At 49.2% G+C, this 17,552-nt stretch carries 20 protein-coding genes and 1 tRNA gene; 7 read left to right on the top strand and 14 right to left on the bottom strand.

Features of this window, described 5'->3' with window-relative positions; genetic code table 11:
• Position 1: 1 nt before the first annotated feature.
• Positions 2 to 2,530, bottom strand: a complete 2,529-nt coding sequence (gene mdoH, locus N0B36_RS04190) for a glucans biosynthesis glucosyltransferase MdoH (protein WP_019076449.1) — start codon at positions 2,528 to 2,530, stop codon at positions 2 to 4.
• Positions 2,523 to 4,058: a glucans biosynthesis protein MdoG gene (gene mdoG / locus N0B36_RS04185; protein ID WP_085951042.1), complete on the bottom strand. Its 1,536-nt coding sequence runs from the start codon at positions 4,056 to 4,058 to the stop codon at positions 2,523 to 2,525. The genes mdoH and mdoG overlap by 8 nt, the downstream gene beginning before the upstream one ends.
• A 271-nt stretch (positions 4,059 to 4,329) precedes the next feature.
• Between mdoG and mdoC the strand changes: the two genes are divergently transcribed.
• On the top strand, positions 4,330 to 5,490 hold the full coding sequence (gene mdoC, locus N0B36_RS04180) for a glucans biosynthesis protein MdoC (protein ID WP_016152606.1): 1,161 nt from the start codon (positions 4,330 to 4,332) through the stop codon (positions 5,488 to 5,490).
• Positions 5,491 to 5,514: 24 nt separating this feature from the next.
• Here the strand turns inward: mdoC and N0B36_RS04175 are convergent, their stop codons facing one another.
• The 6 genes from N0B36_RS04175 to csgB form a co-directional block, all read right to left on the bottom strand.
• Positions 5,515 to 6,954, bottom strand: a complete 1,440-nt coding sequence (locus N0B36_RS04175) for a phospholipase D family protein (protein WP_087121833.1) — start codon at positions 6,952 to 6,954, stop codon at positions 5,515 to 5,517.
• Complete coding sequence (gene ymdB, locus N0B36_RS04170) at positions 6,938 to 7,480, bottom strand: O-acetyl-ADP-ribose deacetylase (protein ID WP_049282345.1); 543 nt, start codon at positions 7,478 to 7,480, stop codon at positions 6,938 to 6,940. Before ymdB ends, N0B36_RS04175 begins: the two co-directional genes overlap by 17 nt.
• Before the next feature lie 100 nt (positions 7,481 to 7,580).
• Entirely contained in the window at positions 7,581 to 7,901 is a 321-nt protein-coding gene (locus N0B36_RS04165; protein ID WP_049282346.1) for a type 1 fimbrial protein, read from the bottom strand.
• A gap of 151 nt (positions 7,902 to 8,052) precedes the next feature.
• Complete coding sequence (csgC, locus tag N0B36_RS04160) at positions 8,053 to 8,385, bottom strand: curli assembly chaperone CsgC (RefSeq protein WP_016152602.1); 333 nt, start codon at positions 8,383 to 8,385, stop codon at positions 8,053 to 8,055.
• A gap of 61 nt (positions 8,386 to 8,446) precedes the next feature.
• Positions 8,447 to 8,896, bottom strand: coding sequence for a curli major subunit CsgA (csgA, locus tag N0B36_RS04155; protein ID WP_016156176.1), 450 nt, complete (start codon positions 8,894 to 8,896; stop codon positions 8,447 to 8,449).
• Positions 8,897 to 8,936: 40 nt separating this feature from the next.
• Positions 8,937 to 9,392 carry a curli minor subunit CsgB gene (gene csgB, locus N0B36_RS04150; RefSeq protein WP_019076446.1) on the bottom strand — a complete coding sequence of 152 codons (456 nt, stop codon included), beginning with the start codon at positions 9,390 to 9,392 and terminating at the stop codon, positions 8,937 to 8,939.
• A 759-nt stretch (positions 9,393 to 10,151) separates the two neighbouring features.
• On the opposite strand from csgB, the gene csgD reads away from it, so the two are divergent.
• From csgD to csgG, 4 genes are read left to right on the top strand one after another with little or no spacing between them, the layout of a single operon-like run.
• Complete coding sequence (gene csgD, locus N0B36_RS04145; RefSeq protein ID WP_181220568.1) at positions 10,152 to 10,802, top strand: biofilm master transcriptional regulator CsgD; 651 nt, start codon at positions 10,152 to 10,154, stop codon at positions 10,800 to 10,802.
• 4 nt (positions 10,803 to 10,806) lie between these two features.
• The gene (gene csgE, locus N0B36_RS04140) at positions 10,807 to 11,199 is read left to right on the top strand and encodes a curli production assembly/transport protein CsgE (protein WP_016152600.1); all 393 of its coding nucleotides are present in this window, start codon (positions 10,807 to 10,809) and stop codon (positions 11,197 to 11,199) included.
• Between the two features lie 25 nt (positions 11,200 to 11,224).
• Entirely contained in the window at positions 11,225 to 11,638 is a 414-nt protein-coding gene (gene csgF / locus N0B36_RS04135) for a curli production assembly/transport protein CsgF (protein WP_016152599.1), read from the top strand.
• A gap of 25 nt (positions 11,639 to 11,663) precedes the next feature.
• Complete coding sequence (gene csgG / locus N0B36_RS04130) at positions 11,664 to 12,497, top strand: curli production assembly/transport protein CsgG (protein WP_016152598.1); 834 nt, start codon at positions 11,664 to 11,666, stop codon at positions 12,495 to 12,497.
• A 48-nt stretch (positions 12,498 to 12,545) separates the two neighbouring features.
• On the opposite strand, the gene N0B36_RS04125 is transcribed toward csgG, so the two are convergent.
• The 4 genes from N0B36_RS04125 to ghrA all read right to left on the bottom strand — a co-directional run bounded on the left by N0B36_RS04125 (position 12,546) and on the right by ghrA (position 15,470).
• Complete coding sequence (locus N0B36_RS04125; RefSeq protein ID WP_016156175.1) at positions 12,546 to 13,028, bottom strand: DUF1097 domain-containing protein; 483 nt, start codon at positions 13,026 to 13,028, stop codon at positions 12,546 to 12,548.
• A gap of 101 nt (positions 13,029 to 13,129) precedes the next feature.
• Positions 13,130 to 13,684: a molecular chaperone gene (locus N0B36_RS04120; protein ID WP_016152596.1), complete on the bottom strand. Its 555-nt coding sequence runs from the start codon at positions 13,682 to 13,684 to the stop codon at positions 13,130 to 13,132.
• 23 nt (positions 13,685 to 13,707) lie between these two features.
• Positions 13,708 to 14,445, bottom strand: coding sequence for a phosphatase (locus N0B36_RS04115; protein WP_016156173.1), 738 nt, complete (start codon positions 14,443 to 14,445; stop codon positions 13,708 to 13,710).
• An 86-nt stretch (positions 14,446 to 14,531) separates the two neighbouring features.
• Positions 14,532 to 15,470, bottom strand: a complete 939-nt coding sequence (ghrA, locus tag N0B36_RS04110; RefSeq protein WP_259686107.1) for a glyoxylate/hydroxypyruvate reductase GhrA — start codon at positions 15,468 to 15,470, stop codon at positions 14,532 to 14,534.
• 235 nt (positions 15,471 to 15,705) lie between these two features.
• On the opposite strand from ghrA, the gene N0B36_RS04105 reads away from it, so the two are divergent.
• Positions 15,706 to 15,793, top strand: a tRNA-Ser gene (locus tag N0B36_RS04105).
• A 188-nt stretch (positions 15,794 to 15,981) separates the two neighbouring features.
• Entirely contained in the window at positions 15,982 to 16,350 is a 369-nt protein-coding gene (locus N0B36_RS04100) for a hypothetical protein (protein ID WP_049283245.1), read from the top strand.
• Positions 16,351 to 16,407: 57 nt separating this feature from the next.
• Here the strand turns inward: N0B36_RS04100 and phoH are convergent, their stop codons facing one another.
• Positions 16,408 to 17,196, bottom strand: a complete 789-nt coding sequence (gene phoH / locus N0B36_RS04095; RefSeq protein WP_259686105.1) for a phosphate starvation-inducible protein PhoH — start codon at positions 17,194 to 17,196, stop codon at positions 16,408 to 16,410.
• A complete protein-coding gene (locus N0B36_RS04090; protein ID WP_016152591.1) occupies positions 17,175 to 17,471 on the bottom strand; it encodes a hypothetical protein in 297 nt (98 codons plus the stop codon). Before N0B36_RS04090 ends, phoH begins: the two co-directional genes overlap by 22 nt.
• Positions 17,472 to 17,552 lie beyond the last annotated feature (81 nt).

Here is a 17,552-nt window from a genome sequence, read left to right as displayed (position 1 = left end):
CTTACTTTTTCCTGAGCGCCAGCGGATTCAGGGTCAGTCCCTGGTAGTAATTCACCCACGAAGAATACTTATCAGGTGAATTCCAGACGCGATAGTGCAAACGCGCCATCGTCACCGGATCGCTCAACAGCACCAGACGGCGGTCACGGTTTAGTTTCTCCGGCGTTTCGTTCAGCGCCTGCTCCACATGGCGGTCACGGGCAATCTCAAGCACGTTACTCGCGCGGTGACGTGCAGTCGCCATTGCCGTTGCCAGTGCGTTAAATGACGGGTTAAACACCGCATGCATAAAGCCGTCGTCCAGTGTACGATTGCGGTTCATCACCAGATAGGTATCCGTATCCACCAGCACCTGCGGCGGAGAATACTCTTCCGGGATCAGGAACAGCTTCCAGCGCTTGGTACGTAACCCAACCGTGGAACGGCTGGAAATCACGGAAACAAACGGCGACAGGATCAGCGAGAAGACAATCGGCGCCAGCCAGAACAGGAAACGCAGATCCAGCCAGGCCATACCTACCGCCCACACCAGCCCCAGCAGTAACTGAGAACCGTGACGCATAAATGCTTCACCCCACGGGGTGGAATCGTCATCACGCTGTGGCGAATTCCACACCACTTCCCAACCGAGGAAGGCGCTCACGACAAAGACGGTATGGAACAGCATACGTACCGGCGCCAGCAGCACGGAGAACAGAACCTCCAGCAGCAGCGACAGCGTGACGCGGATAAACCCGCCGTACTCTTTCGTCCCTTTACACCAGATGAGCAAAATACTCAGCAGCTTCGGCAGGAACAGCAGCACCATCGTAGAAGCAAACAGCGCGATCGCCAGTTCAGGACGCCACTGCGGCCATACCGGGAACAGCTGGCGCGGTTGCAGGAAGTACTGTGGTTCCGTCAACGCATGCACCACCTGCAATGCGGTCGATAACGCGAGGAACATAAACCACAGCGGCGCGGACAGATAGGACATAACGCCGGTCAGGAACACTGCACGGTGAACCGGGTGCATCCCCTTCACCAGGAACAGACGGAAGTTCATCAGGTTGCCATGACACCAGCGACGGTCACGCTTGAGTTCATCCAGCAGGTTCGGCGGTAGCTCTTCATAAGAGCCCGGCAGATCGTAAGCAATCCACACGCCCCAGCCGGCACGACGCATCAACGCCGCTTCGACGAAGTCATGGGAGAGGATCGAACCCGCAAACGAGCCTTCGCCCGGTAACGGCGCAAGCGCACAGTGTTCGATAAACGGCTTCACGCGAATAATCGCGTTATGGCCCCAGTAGTGCGATTCCCCCAATTGCCAGAAGTGAAGTCCAGCGGTAAACAACGGACCATAAACACGGGTCGCAAACTGCTGACAGCGTGCATACAGCGTATCCATACCGGAAGCCTTCGGTGAAGACTGGATAATCCCGGCATTTGGATTCGCTTCCATCAGGCGCACCAGACCGCTCAGACAGTCACCGCTCATCACGGAGTCAGCGTCCAGCACCACCATGTAGCTGTACTGATTTCCCCAGCGACGGCAGAAGTCATCAATGTTACCGCTTTTACGCTTCACGCGACGACGACGACGACGGTAGAAAATCTGCCCTTCGCCTTGCACTTCGGCAATCAGCTCCATCCACGCTTTTTGTTCTGCTACGCAGATATCGGGGTTGTAGCTGTCGCTCAGGATGTAAACATCAAAATGCTCGGCGTTGCCCGTCGCTTTGACCGACTCCCACGTGGCGCGAAGTCCCGCGAATACGCGGTCAACGTCCTCGTTACAGATCGGCATAATCAACGCGGTCCGGTGTTCGGGATTTAACGGTTCGTCCCCAACCGTTGAGGCGGAGATACTGTACTTATCTCGCCCAATCAACAGTTGCAGGAAGCCCATCAGCGCGGTCCAGAATCCTGCTGAAACCCAACAGAAAAGCACGGCAAACAAAATGAGAATGCCGGTCTGGAGCATGTAGGGCAGCAGTTGCATAAAGGAGACCCATAAATCCTGCCCCATCATGTCAACAGGATTAATGAATGCCCAACCCTGATAAGGAAGGATCGTCTTCATATACCAGGTTGCGACGACCGTTTGCGCCAGCGTTAAGATTAACAACGTATAGCGGCGGATGGTGCCAACCGTACGCCATTTTTGCTCGCTCTCCTGTTCTTCTTTCGTCAAACGCGAAAGATAACGCGGAGTCACATCGCGCCCGCGCAGGCGATCCCAAAAGCGGCCAACCGGGTTGGTACGCCAGGGATCGGGGAACATAGAGGTACGCGTTGCTTTTGGCATCGCCTGCAGCTGATCGCGCCCCTCATCGTCCTTAACCAACTGCTCTTTGGCCAGAGAATCCGGCCACGCCTGCTCCAGGCGAGCTTTCACCGAACCCTGCGGTGAATCATCTTCGCGCGAGTACGTACGATGCTCGGCATCCAGCGCCTGATGAACGGCGCGGATGTCAGTTTTCGGCAGTGCCGCTTTTTCGATATCCGAAAGCGGCATTGCGTCAATATACTCAGTTGTCTTATTCATTGGCAGGTAACTGGTAGCTCCAGGTTTCACTCAGCGTCTGATCGGCATTGACCAAGGCAGCACGCATTTCAGTGGTTTTCTTCACGTCTTTCACTTTCACGCGCAATACCAAACGCCAACCTTTAGTTACCGGGTTGTAGCGCACAGTACTTTCAACGATCTCGCCGTTGTCGCCAATACTGGTTTGTGCGGTAACCGGGGTATCCTGCGGCAGCTTTTTCATATCCGTGCCGGTAAAGTCCACCACAAACGCGATGGTGCCATCAGGCTGACGAATGAGGTTAGACTGTTTTACATCACCGGTAGAACGACGAGTCTGCTGGACCCAGGCGCTATCAGGGGCATGAAGCTTGTCTTCGTCACGCGTGAACGTCAGGGTGTACTTGAAGTTCATCTCTTTGCCGGCTTCAGGCAGTTGATCCGGCGTCCAGTACGCAACGATGTTATCGTTCGTTTCATCGTTAGTTGGGATTTCAACTAACTCAATCTTACCTTTACCCCAATCACCTTTTGGCGTGATCCAGGCGCTTGGGCGCAGATCGTAACGATCGTCGATATCTTCAAAACGCGAGAACTGACGGCCACGCTGCAGCAGGCCGAAACCTTGCGGGTTTTCCATCGCAAAGCTGCTCACCGCCAGATGTTTCGGGTTATTCAGCGGACGCCAAATCCACTCGCCGTTGCCAGCGTGGATCGACAAACCGTTAGAGTCATGCAGTTCCGGACGATAGTTGGTCGCCGGAGAAGGCTGGTTTGGTCCGTACAGGAACATACTGGTTAACGGTGCCACACCCAGCTTGCCCACTTTGTCGCGCAGATAAACTTTGGACTGAACATCGACTACCGTGTCACGACCCGGAATGATGACAAAGCGATACGCTCCGGTTGCGCGCGGAGAATCCAGCAAGGCATAAATGGTCAAACGTTTGTCAGTCGGTTTCGGACGCTCGATCCAAAACTCACGGAAGCGGGGAAATTCTTCGCCAGAAGGCAGAGCGGTATCAATCGCGAGACCGCGCGCAGACAGACCGTAGACCTGCCCTGCCCCCAGAACACGGAAATAGCTGGCACCGAGCATGCTGACGATTTCGTCGTTTTTATCTTTGCTGTTGATCGGATACAGCACTTTGAACCCGGCGAAACCGAGATCTTTTACCGTGTCTTTATCATGCTGAACATCGCCAAAATTAAAATAATCCGGGCTGTATTTGATTCTTTTCACCGCTGTAGCGGTAACTTCGTTGATTTTGACCGGCGTGTCGAAGTACATACCCTGGTGGTAGAACTCGAGCTTAAATGGGGTCTTGAGATTGCTCCAGTAGGCTTTATCGCGGTTAAACTGGATCTGCTGATAATCCGCATATTTCATGTCGCGGAAAACGGAGGGCAAGTTACTTTTTGGCGCCTCATAGCCTTTACCGGCTAAGGATTGAGCTTGTTTTGCAACATCATCGATGCTGAACGCCCAGCTCGATGATGTGTACAGCGTTAACATAACTGCTGCACCCAACCAACGCATTTTCATCATTTGTAGTTTATGTTTCATAATTAGTAAGCACTTCCCCCTTTGTGTGCTTATATTGATCCGATCCATTTTAATGGATAATCGGGTATTCCGACAACTGAATCCCTGTATTGTTCGCGCGCTGGCTCATGGTTTAATCAGGTTCAACTACCTGTTTTCACTTTGCGTGCTTATCCTGGAGACAGGTTGTTGGACTTCGTGTAGGGTTGCCCTCGAATGTAACCATTATTCGTCTTAGGGATAAGACGAAAAGTCTGAGAATACATAACTGTCTATGAGCTCTGTATCACCACCACGCGAATATTTTCTTGACTCCATCCGTGCCTGGCTAATGTTGTTAGGGATCCCATTCCATATTTCATTGATTTACTCGACCCACACCTGGCACGTGAACAGCGCGGAACCGTCGTGGTGGTTGACCCTGTTTAACGACTTTATCCATGCTTTTCGCATGCAAGTCTTCTTTGTCATTTCGGGTTATTTTTCCTACATGCTATTTTTGCGCTATCCACTAAAGCGCTGGTGGAAGGTGCGTGTAGAACGCGTGGGGATCCCGATGCTGACCGCGATTCCATTACTTACGCTGCCGCAATTTATCATGCTGCAATACGTAAAGGGAAAAGCAGACAGTTGGCATACTCTCAGCGGCTACGATAAATACAATGCGCTGGCCTGGGAGCTGATTTCCCATCTGTGGTTTTTACTGGTTCTGGTCGTATTAACGACCGTGAGCATGTGGGTGTTCACCCAGATGAAAAACAGACTGACGCGTAGTGACGCCGCCAGCGCCCCGGCGGTGTCGATGACTAAATTATCGCTGATCTTCATCTTGTTAGGTGTCGGTTACGCTGCCGTCAGAAGGACAATTTTCATCCTCTACCCTTCGATTCTCAGCGATGGCATGTTCAATTTTATCGTTATGCAAACGCTGTTCTATGCGCCGTTCTTTATCCTCGGCGCACTGGCGTTTATCAACCCGAATCTGAAAGCGCTGTTTACCACACCGTCACGCGGTTGCACGCTCGGTGCTGCATTCGCATTTGTGGCATACCTGCTCAATCAGCGTTATGGCAACGGCGATGCCTGGATGTATGAAACCGAATATGTCATTACCATGGTCATGGGACTGTGGATGGTGAACGTCGTCTTTTCGTTGGGTCACCGTTTGCTTAATTTCCAGTCTGCCCGCGTGACCTATTTTGTCAACGCGTCGCTGTTTATCTATCTGGTGCACCACCCGTTAACGCTGTTTTTTGGCGCTTACATCACACCGCATATCACGTCGAATCTGCTGGGTTTTCTCTGCGGTCTACTGTTTGTGGTTGGGATTGCGGTAATACTGTACGAAATCCATTTACGCATACCGGTGCTGAAGTTTCTCTTTTCGGGTAAACCGCCCGTTAAGCAGGATAAAAACAAGGCCGTAGCCGGCTAGTTTTTCCCTCAATCATTGTGTGGTTCAAAGCAGCCATTCAATGGGTAACACGGACGCCAGCTTTACCAGAATCCGCTTCCAGAATCCTGTGGCGGGTTCTTTTTTCAGGACCTGTTCACTGCCAGAAAGTCGGTCGACCCAATTAATTCTCCCCCAACGGTCAAGGCGTAGCTGCCAGGCCATATCACGCTGGCTTTGCATAAACCGTTTATGAATCAATTCGGCCAGCACTTCACTCTCAATCACAAATCCCATTTCTGTATTGAGCAGCGTCGAACGAGGATCAAAATTAAGCGAGCCGATAAACACTTTGCGATCATCAATACTGAACGTTTTCGCATGCAGGCTGGACCCTGAATTCCCGGTTAATCCACGATCGTGAACGACCGAGACGCGATCGCGGGTCGGTTTAAGTTCGTATAATTCTACACCGTAGCGCAGTAGTTTTTTTCGCCAGCGCGCATAGCCCGCATGGACGATCGCCACATCATTCGCCGCCAGTGAATTGGTTAAAATGGCAATCTTGACGCCTTTTCTTACCAGTCTCAGGAGCTGCGCCACACCGGCACGCGTCGGCACAAAGTAGGCAGAAATAATATCAATACGTTCGGTCGGCGAGCCCATTACATCAAACAAACGCTGCGGTAATAGCGAGTGGCGCGGCGCTTTCCCTTCTCCTTTTGCAGGATCATCGCTCAGCAAACGCGTTTTGGCCCAAATCAGCGGCAGCGATCTTTGATCGAGACTGGACATAAACTGGCTGGTTTCCAGCTTATGCAGATAGCGGCGGGTAATATCATCGTTATACCAGGATTCGGGTAGCTCAATACGCTGCACAGAATCTGGCTCGGACATCTCAAGCACATTTTGTAACGTTGAAACCGAGCGGCAGTGCCAGTAACGCTCAAAATCATCCGCCACATCTTTGACAACCGGCCCGATAGCCATGACGTCCAGGTCGGAAAATAGCGGTTGCTCACCCGCGCCAAAATAGGCATCGCCAATATTACGCCCACCAACGAGAGTCACCACGCCGTCAGCGGTATAACTTTTATTGTGCATGCGCCGATTAAGCCGGGCAAAATCGGTTAAATAGCCCAGCGCGCGCAGGATGCGAAAGGAAAACGGATTGAAGAGGCGAACTTCTATATTGGGGTGCTTATCCAGCAGACGCAGCGTGTCGTCCAGACCCGGCGTGTTGTTATCATCCAGCAGCAAACGCACCCGTACGCCTCGCTTCGCTGCGGCCAGCAGTACGGAAAATAGCAATAACCCGGACATGTCGTTTTCCCAGATGTAATACTGCACATCCAGGGTACGTTCCGCCATTTCCGTTAACCGATAGCGAGCAGCAAACGCATCCAGGCTGTCATCCAACGCAAGAATGCCGCATTCTCCCGGGTGGTCTTCGCAAAGGGGCGTGATGGCACGCTCAAGTCGCGTCATATCAGTCCGAGTGATCATCACCTTGTTGTGTTAGCAATCTCTTATAAAGTTGAGCGTTTTCGTCATCAAAGCACACGAAGTATATCTGATCAGGAAGTGCGCGGCGGGTAATAAATTTCAGCACCGTTTTCACCGCTATTTCTGCCGCTGCGGCGCGTGGATAGCCATAAGCCCCAGTGCTAATCGCCGGAAAAGCAATGGAGTGATAACCATTGGCCAGGGCCAGTTGCAGGGTGTTTAAGTAAGCTTCTTCGAGGCGTTCGGCCTCATGATGACCTCCCCCTTGCCAGACGGGTCCTACGGTATGAATGACCGCTTTTGCCGCAAGCGCCCCCGCCAGAGTGATCACCGCATGCCCTGTCGGGCATTCTCCTTGTTGCTGGATAACCTGTTTGCAGGCCTCCAGCAATGCTGGTCCGGCAGCGCGATGGATTGCGCCATCGACGCCACCTCCCCCCAGCAGCGATGAATTCGCCGCATTGACAATCACATCAACAGCGACAGTCGTAATATCGCCATGTAACACATGAACACGTGATTGCATAAGTTCCCCCTGACAAAACACCATTCGTTAAGTGTACAGCAGGGTTTTCCCTTAAATCTCTCTTTTTAACCGTAAGTGTGCATATCTACGCCACAGCGAGTCATTTATATTCAATATTAAGAATCGCCATGTTTTTCTGTTCATTGAGGTAGTGCATTTTGACTGTGGCAATTTCCTGCACATTCTGAGGGGCTGTCGCGAGCTGTTGCGGGTTGTAAAGACTATTCTGGTTGGTGCCGTTGCGGATACATGACAATTCAATTTGCTGCTGCTGTCTGTTAACGTCGCAAGGTGATTCAACTATCGCTCCGCGAAAATGAATAACCCCGCCGGTTGTGATTTGCTGCGCAATTGCAGGGAGGGTTAAAAGAGAAAAAGAACATAAACTGGTACTTAAAATACGCTTTAATAATGTACACATAAGGGTTCCTCAATGATTAGCCATCTTTGAGGGATCGAAATGATCCTTCACCGCTACGATTAACGATCAAATACAAACGCTCACACGCTTCTATATTCATAGAACAGCAGCGCATTCCCAGCCACACCCTTAATGCAAATACAGCAAAAAATTATGGGTGACTGTTTGAGTCAGGCCATTGTTGCGACAGATGCAGAGACTGCCCATCTGAAACGGTAACGATAATTTTGACCGAGTCCTCAGATGAAATATTAAAGCTCAGTTTGGTTAATTCAATCGGTCGATTAGCAGGGACCGAAAGGCTTATTTTCTGCTGCGACTGGCTTTGTCCCCCCTGCCCTTTACGTATGGCAAGGACTTGTACCTCACATACGCACGGTTGGGTTAACGTCACCTGAGGAATAATGGTGTACATATCACCTTGCTGAGTTGTATTGAATGTTATTTGATTTGCCAGCGCGGCAATGAGTAATAGCGTATGCATCATATTCTCCCGAAAAAAAAACAGGGCTCACGCCCTGTTTATTATCAGTCAGAAAACTGAATTAGTGTTGGTTAGCTGTAGCGTTGTTGCCAAAGCCAACTTGCTGAATCAGCACATTGGAGTCAGAAGCGGTCTGATTAACCAACGCACCGTTACGGCCACCGAACTGGGTTACACTAATATCAGCATTTTTAGCATTCCACTGATCGATAGTGGCATTGTTCTGGAAGCCAGTCTGTTTCAGGCTAATGGTACTGTCATCAGCGCCCTGACCAACTACAGCCCCGTTACCGCGCCCCTGTTGTGTGATGGTGACATCTGATTTACGCGCATCACTTTGCAGAGCATTCGCAGCGTTGTTTGACCCATATTGGTAGATACTCAGTGAAGAGTCCGGGCCATAGTTACTACCGCCACCATGATGATTGCCGCCCCATTGCGGAACAACACCAGCCAGAGCACTGCCAGAAACTACGATTGCTGCGAATGCTGCCACTTTTAAAAGTTTCATGGTAAACCCCCATCGGATTGATTTAATCGTCGTTAATGGATTAGCGTTGAGTAACGCGAATTGCCATTTGCGACTGTCTCTGCACCACAACTGCTGTTTTTTGTGTACCGTACTGAGTAATATTGGCTTTATTACCAGAGCCTTTCTGGATAATTACCGCCGTATTACCGTATGAACCTTGTTTAATACTCGCGTCATTGGAACTACCCGTTTGATCAATATATGCAAAGTTATATGATCCCGTCTGGTCTGTTTTCGCTCGGTTACCAGAACCTTCTTGCGAAATAACCGACAATAACTTCGAGCCCCCCTGCCGAGTATTTGCACTGTTCGCAGTGCCAACCTGACCAATAATGGCTGCCTGATTAAATGAAGACTTACTTAATTCATTTACCGCAAAGTTATATTCTGAGTTAGCTAAATCATAACTTGTAGCGGATGCAATCCCAGGCACACCCAGCATTGTAAACATCATAAATAACAACTTGTTTTTCATGTTGTCACCCTGGACCTGGTCGTACATAAGGTTAAATTATTTACCACTCAAATTATTGTTAACGTGACTTACATTTGTTAACGCCACGTTACGATGAAGAGTATGTCCGTTGAAACATTTTAAATAACTCACCCACCAGTTGTATTTTTATATCCAGATTCACCCCAAAGTACTAATTAACCGCAATTAACACCGTTATAGCTCTGGATTTTATTTCTTTTGTAACCCAATGACTGAATTTCTATGCAGTAACAAAAAAACGCGTTTCCCGCGTTTTCTGGGCCTTGCAGACGGTAGTGGGATTGTCCTCGGTACAAGTCGTGACAAGTGTCATTTTTTTCTATCTAAAATTGTTCAACTTAAAGTGAGACCATAAAATCAAAATTCATTAGAAATCTAAAACCATCTAATTATAATTTTATCCCTTAAAATTCAATAAGATATTATAATTTGTATGATTTTTTAAATCTATGCAATAACGCTAAAATGTACAACTTTACTATCAAATCTAAACTCCACAAAAACGCAAAAATCACATTTTAATATATAAATTTACATTATGTAACATGTTTAACACTTGCTTTAAGATTTGTAATAGCTAGATTGAAATCAGTTGAAGTCCATTTATTTTAATATTTTCACCCCGTTGGGTTGAAGTTTTATTTCTACACAGCAGTGCAACATCTGTCAGTACTTCTGGTGCCTCTATTTTAGTAGAGGCAACTGTCAGGTGTGCGACTAAAAAAGTGGAGTTTCATCATGTTTAATGAAGTCCATAGTATTCATGGTCATACATTATTGTTGATCACTAAACCATCCCTGCAGGCAACTGCGTTATTACAGCATTTAAAGCAATCGCTGGCGTTAACCGGAAAACTACATAATATTCAACGTTCTCTGGATGATATATCCTCCAGCTGCATTGTTTTACTGGATATGATGGAGGCAGATAAAAAACTGATCCATTACTGGCAAGATAATTTGAGCAGAAAAAACAACAATATAAAAACTTTATTGTTGAATACCCCAGAGGATTATCCTTACCGGGATATTGAAAACTGGCCGCATATCAATGGCGTATTTTACGCAACTGAAGATGAGCAGCGTGTAGTCAGCGGTTTGCAGGGTGTGTTGCGGGGCGAATGTTACTTTTCGCAAAAGCTCGCCAGCTACCTGATCACGCATTCCGGGAACTACCGCTATAACAGCACGGAGTCGGCATTACTTACGCACCGTGAAAAAGAGATCCTTAATAAACTGCGTATCGGCGCCTCAAATATTGAAATCGCGCGTTCACTATTTATTAGTGAAAATACGGTGAAAACACATCTTTATAATCTTTTCAAAAAGATAGCTGTCAAAAATCGTACGCAGGCGGTCTCGTGGGCCAATGATAACCTCAGGCGATAAAGCCATGAAACGCTATTTGACCTGGATTGTGGCAGCAAATTTGTTCCTTGCTGCCGGGAATCTACACGCGGCTGTAGAGGTGGAGGTTCCCGGACTGTTAACCGATCACACTGTCTCTTCCATTGGCCATGATTTTTACCGGGCCTTTAGTGACAAGTGGGAAAGTAAGTACACAGGAAACTTAACCATTAATGAAAGACCCAGTGCACGTTGGGGAAGTTGGATCACCATAACGGTCAATCAGGACGTTATCTTCCAGACTTTTTTATTCCCGACGAAAAGAGACTTCGACAAAATTGTGGTCTTTGCATTGGCAGAAACAGAGGAAGCATTAAATCGTCGGCAAATAGATCAAACACTATTAAGCACGAGCGATTTAGCGCGCGATGAATTCTAAAACATGATTTTGTCCGGAGGCTTTCATGCGTGTCAAACATGCAGTGGTTTTGCTCATGCTGATTTCACCATTAAGTTGGGCCGGAAATATGACGTTCCAGTTCCGAAATCCTAACTTTGGTGGTAACCCAAATAACGGCTCTTTTTTACTGAACAGCGCCCAGGCGCAAAACTCGTATAAAGATCCGAGTGCCGGCGACTACGGGATTGAAACCCCAACAGCGCTGGATAACTTTACCCAGGCGATACAGTCACAAATACTCGGTGGCTTACTTACCAATATCAATACCGGTAAGCCGGGAAGGATGGTAACCAGCGATTTTATCGTTGATATCGCCAACCGGGATGGACAACTGCAACTGAATGTCACGGACAGGAAAACGGGGAGAACGTCGACTATTGAAGTGTCGGGTTTACAAAATCAGTCGACCGATTTCTAAATTATAGCCACGAAAGGAAAAAATCATGCAGCGCTTACTTATCATGGTGGCAGTAATTTTACTCAGCGGATGTTTAACAGCCCCGCCGCAAGAAGCCGCTAAGCCGACATTAATGCCCCGAGCCCAAAGCTATAAAGACTTGACGCACCTGCCCATGCCTACAGGTAAGATATTTGTCTCGGTATACAATATTCAGGATGAGACTGGCCAGTTTAAACCTTATCCGGCAAGTAACTTCTCAACCGCCGTCCCGCAAAGCGCCACGGCGATGCTTGTCACCGCATTGAAGGATTCTCGTTGGTTCGTCCCGCTGGAACGTCAGGGATTGCAGAACTTGCTTAACGAACGAAAAATCATTCGTGCGGCTCAGGAAAACGGCACAGTTGCCATTAATAACCGGATCCCTCTGCAGTCTCTGACCGCGGCAAACATCATGGTAGAAGGGTCAATTATTGGTTATGAAAGCAACGTTAAATCGGGTGGCGTTGGTGCGCGCTATTTCGGTATTGGCGCCGATACGCAGTACCAGCTCGACCAGATAGCGGTCAACCTGCGTGTGGTTAACGTTAGTACCGGTGAAATCCTCTCATCGGTGAATACCAGCAAAACTATTTTGTCTTATGAAGTGCAGGCTGGGGTATTCCGCTTCATTGACTACCAGCGACTGTTGGAAGGTGAAATTGGCTACACCTCTAACGAACCGGTTATGCTTTGTCTGATGTCAGCAATTGAAACCGGTGTTATCTTCCTGATTAATGACGGGATTGATCGCGGATTGTGGGATTTGCAGGATAAGAAACAAGTTGATAATGACATCCTGGTTAAATACCGCCATTTGTCGGTACCTCCGGAATCCTGAGTGGTCTGATACAGCATAAAAAGCGTGAGGAAAACCCTCACGCTTTTTTTATTTACTGGTCAGCGTCGACGATAGCCGATTCTCACGACGAGATGCCAGCCACAATCCGCTGTTTTTCATCGCATAGCCGAATACCAGCCCCAGCGCCAGAGAAGGCACGACCAACTGCCAGTCACCCTGCCCTGCAAACGTTGCGCATGCGCCAATAAAGGTACCCGGCACAAATGAAAGCAACCATTGCTTTGCCTGAATACACATTAGAAACGCGACAATTCCCGTCATGACATAACCAATAATGTCCATATGCGGGGCAAGCGCGCTACCGTTAATAATCACCAACGCCCACACCACACCGCTTAGCAGCGTACACGCCGAGATCCACAGCCCTTTCAGCCCACCCTGCGGACAGGCAAAATAGGCCGTGCAGCCCAGAAAGCCAGCCCAACTGAGTAAACCAAGAGATACGGCCACCCATCCCCAAATCCCAGAGAGAATGCCCGTTGTGATTGCAATTGAGAGAAGTATGTTCATGCCGCGTATCTTAGCAGAAAAACGGCATGGGAATGAGATCGTGCACACAATTCATGCAATGATGTAATTTGAGTTGCAGTTTAAAGTGATCTAAATCACATTTACTCTTCAGTATCTTCCTGCAATTCGTCCCACATCGCGCCAATGGCATCACGCGTTAACGGTGCCATGGTACGCCAGAACTGTGTGTTTGCATGCGCTTCAACTTTGCCAAGGAACGTGCCGCACCAGGGCAACAGGTATTCCACAAACAAGGTTTCGAGTGCTTCACTTTCATCTTCCGCAGACTGGTCTTCAAGCCATGAAGCCGCCAGCAACAGCGTGCCAATATGATCTGCAGGCGTATCTGCCAGCGGCATTCCGCGGGCAGAAAGAAAAGCACGAACATCGGATTCTTTCGCCCCTTCTACCCAGGCGCTACGATAAGGCGGCACCGCACACTCGTCGCCGACAAACAGCGCGTTGTAATCCGCAGCCAACTGAGGCATATCGCAGCTTTTCTGCAGACGAGTGAGCAGTTCGTCCTGTTCCAGCGGCCAATTGGCGGACAGTTTACCTTCACTAATCAGGGTAAACAGAGGAACCAGTAAAGGGTCTTGCGGTTGGCGGTAAAACAGCGAGCCCAGTACACGACACAGGATAGAAAACTCGTTCATTGATATATTCCAGTTAGTAACAATTACAGTTCAGCAAATTCCGCGATCGGCTCCATGCCTCGCGATTCCAGAAACGCCAGCAGGCGTTTAGGGGTGACGTTTAAAATTCTGTCTTCCGGGAAATTTACATCATCCAGAATTTTACGGCATTCACCAAATTCACCCAGTGTGAAAGCGGTATGTGAATCCGATCCTAACGCCACCCAGCCTCCGGCATCACGCACCGCCGCAGCGACCGCGCGACAATTGTCCTCACTCCCCTTACGCGAATGCAAAAACGAGGAGTTATTGATTTCCAGCGCGACCTGGTATTTTGCCGCCGCCTGCGCAATCGCTGTGATATCAACGGGATATTTAGGATTCCCCGGATGGCTGATGATATGCACGTGACCGCTGGCCATCGTGGCTATCATTGCCTGGGTATTGGTGTCTTTATCGTGAGGTGCAAAAACCGGCTCATGGAAGCCCGCAATGATGAGATCCAGGGAAGTAAACATCGGACCTGAACAGTCGATTTCGCCTTCAATATTCTTAATATTCGCCTCGATACCGCGCAGGATCCCTACGCCATCGACGATACGAGGCCAAATGCGCATATTAATAAAGTGCCAGTGATGAGGCGCATCCGCCATGTCCGGTCCATGATCGGTTATGGCAAACAGCTTGATGCCTTTGCGATGGGCTTCGGCGATGTAATCACTTAAGGTGCTGTAGGCGTGGGTACTGGCGACGGTATGCATATGCAGGTCAACGGGATACATAACTCTCTCCTGTAGTCATTTTCCGTCAAGGATAGCAGGTATCGTCGCCATTTATTAGCTCAAACCCGGCACTTGCCGGGTTACCATCAATATCCCCGAACGCGATCGACCTGACCCGTTACGGATTTCCCACTTTCCAGGTCCAAAATCGTACGGGAGATGTAGTCCACCGCCTCTGCCGGGCGTGTTACCGCGGCGATATGCGGCGTCATTGCCACACGCGGATGTTTCCATAGCGAGCTGGTTTCCGGCAGCGGTTCACGGCTATAGACATCCAGCATGGCACCTTTTACTTTGCCGCTGTCCAGCGATGCCAGAAGATCGTCTTCATTGAGATGAACGCCGCGCGCCAGGTTCAGCACGTAAGCGCCATCCTGCAATTGGCTGAGTAAATCAGCGTTAATAATGCCTACGGTTTCTGCCGTATTAGGCAGGAGGTTGATCAGCACGCGAGTTTGACTCAAAAACGCGCCCAGTTCCTCGGTACCGGCGAAGCTTTCCACACCAGACCAGGATTTACGCGTACGACTCCAGCAGCGTAGCGGGAGCCCCCATGCTTGCAGACTTTCTGCAACTTTTGCGCCTAAAACACCAGCGCCCATGATCCCGACGCTAAACTCATCGCGGGTATATTCTGGCAACGGTTGCCATTTCGCCTGGTTTTTTAATGCCTGGTAGTCATCAAAGCGACGGAACCAGTGCAATACCTGACTAACCGCATATTCCTGCATTTGCAGGCCCATCCCCGTATCTTCCAGACGGAAAAGCGGGATCGACGCATCCAACATTTCCGGATGAGCGTTTAGTTTACTGAGAATAGAATCGACGCCCGCACCCAGCGCAAATACGGCTTTTAATTTTCGTCCGGCGAGCATTTCAACCGGAGGATGCCAGACCAGCGCGTAGTCAGCATGCGCATTATCACCTGCCTTCCACTCACGGACCCGCGCGCCAGGTATGGCCTTTGTCAGCGCATTAAGCCACCAGGTTGTATCGAATGTTGGGTGATAGAAAATTATATCCATAGTGTCTCCTGAACATTGTTATGCGGAACGTACTCGCACTTATAATCATCATTTTTCGAGGGAACATCAGAGTAGCAAATTTTAGGGTGCTGGCAAAAAAAACAATTCCCGCTTATTTAAGCTGCATATTGATTGAAGTTTGTGTAAATGCACGTTTTTTTCAAAAAGTTGATTGACGCAGGAGCGGTATTTCCCTAAATTAGCGCCCGTTCCGGTAGCACAGGAACAACAATATGGTGAGGTGTCCGAGTGGCTGAAGGAGCACGCCTGGAAAGTGTGTATACGGCAACGTATCGGGGGTTCGAATCCCCCCCTCACCGCCATATTCGAGAAAGAGCTCGTACGTAAGTACGGGCTTTTTTTTTCGCATGTAAGCCGTTCTGAATAGCGTTAACCTGTAGGTCTGATAAGCAACGTGCTATCAGGCATCATCCCCCGCCCCGTTGCACATTATCTAAACCACTCTTATGCTGTAACTACCGCTTTCTCAAGCAATCAGGAAAATAACGGCATGTTAAACATAGAAGGAACTTTGCTTGATGAGATCATGTCGCAGGCAGACGAAGCAGGATTTATTCCGTTGAAGGTTTTCTCGCGAAAAATCCTCAAACGTACACCGAATGAAATAAATACGTTTTTCGATCCTGACAGCCGATTCTACGAAGAGTATCAGCGAACGGTTATTTGCAACGTCAGGCATAACGTCACCATTAAAAAAACCTACACCAGCAATGGGATCTTACGAAAAGAAACTACGGAAGGTGGGATTTATAAGGATGACCTACTGACCTTTCTGGCACAAGCGCTAAAGAAAATAGACCAAAATAATCAGTTGTTTGACCAGGCCTGCGCCAACTACTGGAGCAGCAAAAGAAAGTAATCTGCTGACGTCAAATAACAAAGCCCGGTTTCCCGGGCCTTGAAGACGGAGTACTTATCAGTTGTAAGCATTGAGCGCCCGCTGACAGAGTGCCGAACGGACGCAATCGTCTTTATTGAAACGAACAATCCCAACCATATCATCTTCTTCGAAACGGGCCAGCGCATCGCTTAGCCCTGAGCGAACGTGGGCGGGTAGATCGCACTGGGTCACATCCCCGTTCACAATCACCGTCACATTCTCCCCGAGGCGAGTCAAAAACATCTTCATCTGTGCTGCAGTAACATTCTGAGCCTCGTCAAGAATGACCACTGCATTTTCAAATGTGCGTCCACGCATATAGGCGAATGGCGCGATTTCCACCTTACCAATCTCAGGCCGCAGGCAATATTGCATGAAGGAGGCCCCCAGACGTTTCACCAGCACGTCATACACTGGACGAAAATAAGGCGCAAACTTCTCGGAAACATCTCCAGGTAAGAAGCCGAGGTCTTCATCAGCTTGCAGAACTGGACGGGTTACAATGATCCTGTCCACGTCTTTGTGGATCAGGGCCTCTGCTGCTTTTGCCGCGCTGATCCAGGTTTTACCACACCCGGCTTCACCGGTAGCGAAGATCAGCTGTTTACTCTCGATAGCATTCAGGTACTGGGCCTGAGCTTCATTCCGCGCCGTGATTGGCGTGGCGTCGCGACTATCACGCGCCATACCAATCGCTTCTACGCCGCCCATCTGCACAAGCGAGGTGACCGATTCATCTTCACGTTGTTTATGGCTACGCGAATCCCGCCTCAGCACACGTTTTGCTTCACGACGAGCTTTGATCACTGCTTTTTGTCTTCCCATGGATAGCACCTTGAGTTGTAGGTATACATCACACGCGCCGTTGGCGGCACGATTATGCGCACGAACATCTGAGGGTTGGCTTCCTTGTAAGCCATTGCTTGCTTTCGGATAAGACGCCACACACGGCTACGCGCACCGTACAAGGTGTCAGTTACGAAGATAAGAAGTGAAAGGGAGAGAGATTTAGCGGTGACGAGGTGGCTACCGGAAGAGAAACGTCCGCGTAACGTACTGCAGCTACTGTGAAAAATGTGTCCAATACAGGACTTTTCCATCGCGATCTCCATAGTGAACGACTATCACCGCCGGGAACTACCGCTGTTTCTTATAATTACATCATAATCTTTCGTTAATGC

This window comes from Citrobacter sp. XY323 (assembly GCF_025106035.1).
GTDB classification, from domain to species: domain Bacteria; phylum Pseudomonadota; class Gammaproteobacteria; order Enterobacterales; family Enterobacteriaceae; genus Citrobacter; species Citrobacter braakii.
The sequence above is the reverse complement of the archived record's forward strand: the minus strand, read 5'-3'. Positions and strand labels throughout refer to the sequence as shown.

What these genes read in the sequence shown, in the direction of transcription:
- N0B36_RS04115 (WP_016156173.1), bottom strand. Translation starts at nt 14,445, where the DNA reads ATGTATCCCGTTGACCTGCATATGCATACCGTCGCCAGTACCCACGCC.
- mdoC (WP_016152606.1), top strand. Translation starts at nt 4,330, where the DNA reads ATGAGCTCTGTATCACCACCACGCGAATATTTTCTTGACTCCATCCGT.
- N0B36_RS04120 (WP_016152596.1), bottom strand. Translation starts at nt 13,684, where the DNA reads ATGAACGAGTTTTCTATCCTGTGTCGTGTACTGGGCTCGCTGTTTTAC.
- mdoG (WP_085951042.1), bottom strand. Translation starts at nt 4,058, where the DNA reads ATGATGAAAATGCGTTGGTTGGGTGCAGCAGTTATGTTAACGCTGTAC.
- N0B36_RS04125 (WP_016156175.1), bottom strand. Translation starts at nt 13,028, where the DNA reads ATGAACATACTTCTCTCAATTGCAATCACAACGGGCATTCTCTCTGGG.
- ghrA (WP_259686107.1), bottom strand. Translation starts at nt 15,470, where the DNA reads ATGGATATAATTTTCTATCACCCAACATTCGATACAACCTGGTGGCTT.
- csgD (WP_181220568.1), top strand. Translation starts at nt 10,152, where the DNA reads ATGTTTAATGAAGTCCATAGTATTCATGGTCATACATTATTGTTGATC.
- csgG (WP_016152598.1), top strand. Translation starts at nt 11,664, where the DNA reads ATGCAGCGCTTACTTATCATGGTGGCAGTAATTTTACTCAGCGGATGT.
- N0B36_RS04090 (WP_016152591.1), bottom strand. Translation starts at nt 17,471, where the DNA reads ATGGAAAAGTCCTGTATTGGACACATTTTTCACAGTAGCTGCAGTACG.
- N0B36_RS04100 (WP_049283245.1), top strand. Translation starts at nt 15,982, where the DNA reads ATGTTAAACATAGAAGGAACTTTGCTTGATGAGATCATGTCGCAGGCA.
- csgC (WP_016152602.1), bottom strand. Translation starts at nt 8,385, where the DNA reads ATGCATACGCTATTACTCATTGCCGCGCTGGCAAATCAAATAACATTC.
- mdoH (WP_019076449.1), bottom strand. Translation starts at nt 2,530, where the DNA reads ATGAATAAGACAACTGAGTATATTGACGCAATGCCGCTTTCGGATATC.
- N0B36_RS04175 (WP_087121833.1), bottom strand. Translation starts at nt 6,954, where the DNA reads ATGATCACTCGGACTGATATGACGCGACTTGAGCGTGCCATCACGCCC.
- N0B36_RS04165 (WP_049282346.1), bottom strand. Translation starts at nt 7,901, where the DNA reads ATGTGTACATTATTAAAGCGTATTTTAAGTACCAGTTTATGTTCTTTT.
- ymdB (WP_049282345.1), bottom strand. Translation starts at nt 7,480, where the DNA reads ATGCAATCACGTGTTCATGTGTTACATGGCGATATTACGACTGTCGCT.
- phoH (WP_259686105.1), bottom strand. Translation starts at nt 17,196, where the DNA reads ATGGGAAGACAAAAAGCAGTGATCAAAGCTCGTCGTGAAGCAAAACGT.
- csgB (WP_019076446.1), bottom strand. Translation starts at nt 9,392, where the DNA reads ATGAAAAACAAGTTGTTATTTATGATGTTTACAATGCTGGGTGTGCCT.
- csgF (WP_016152599.1), top strand. Translation starts at nt 11,225, where the DNA reads ATGCGTGTCAAACATGCAGTGGTTTTGCTCATGCTGATTTCACCATTA.
- csgA (WP_016156176.1), bottom strand. Translation starts at nt 8,896, where the DNA reads ATGAAACTTTTAAAAGTGGCAGCATTCGCAGCAATCGTAGTTTCTGGC.
- csgE (WP_016152600.1), top strand. Translation starts at nt 10,807, where the DNA reads ATGAAACGCTATTTGACCTGGATTGTGGCAGCAAATTTGTTCCTTGCT.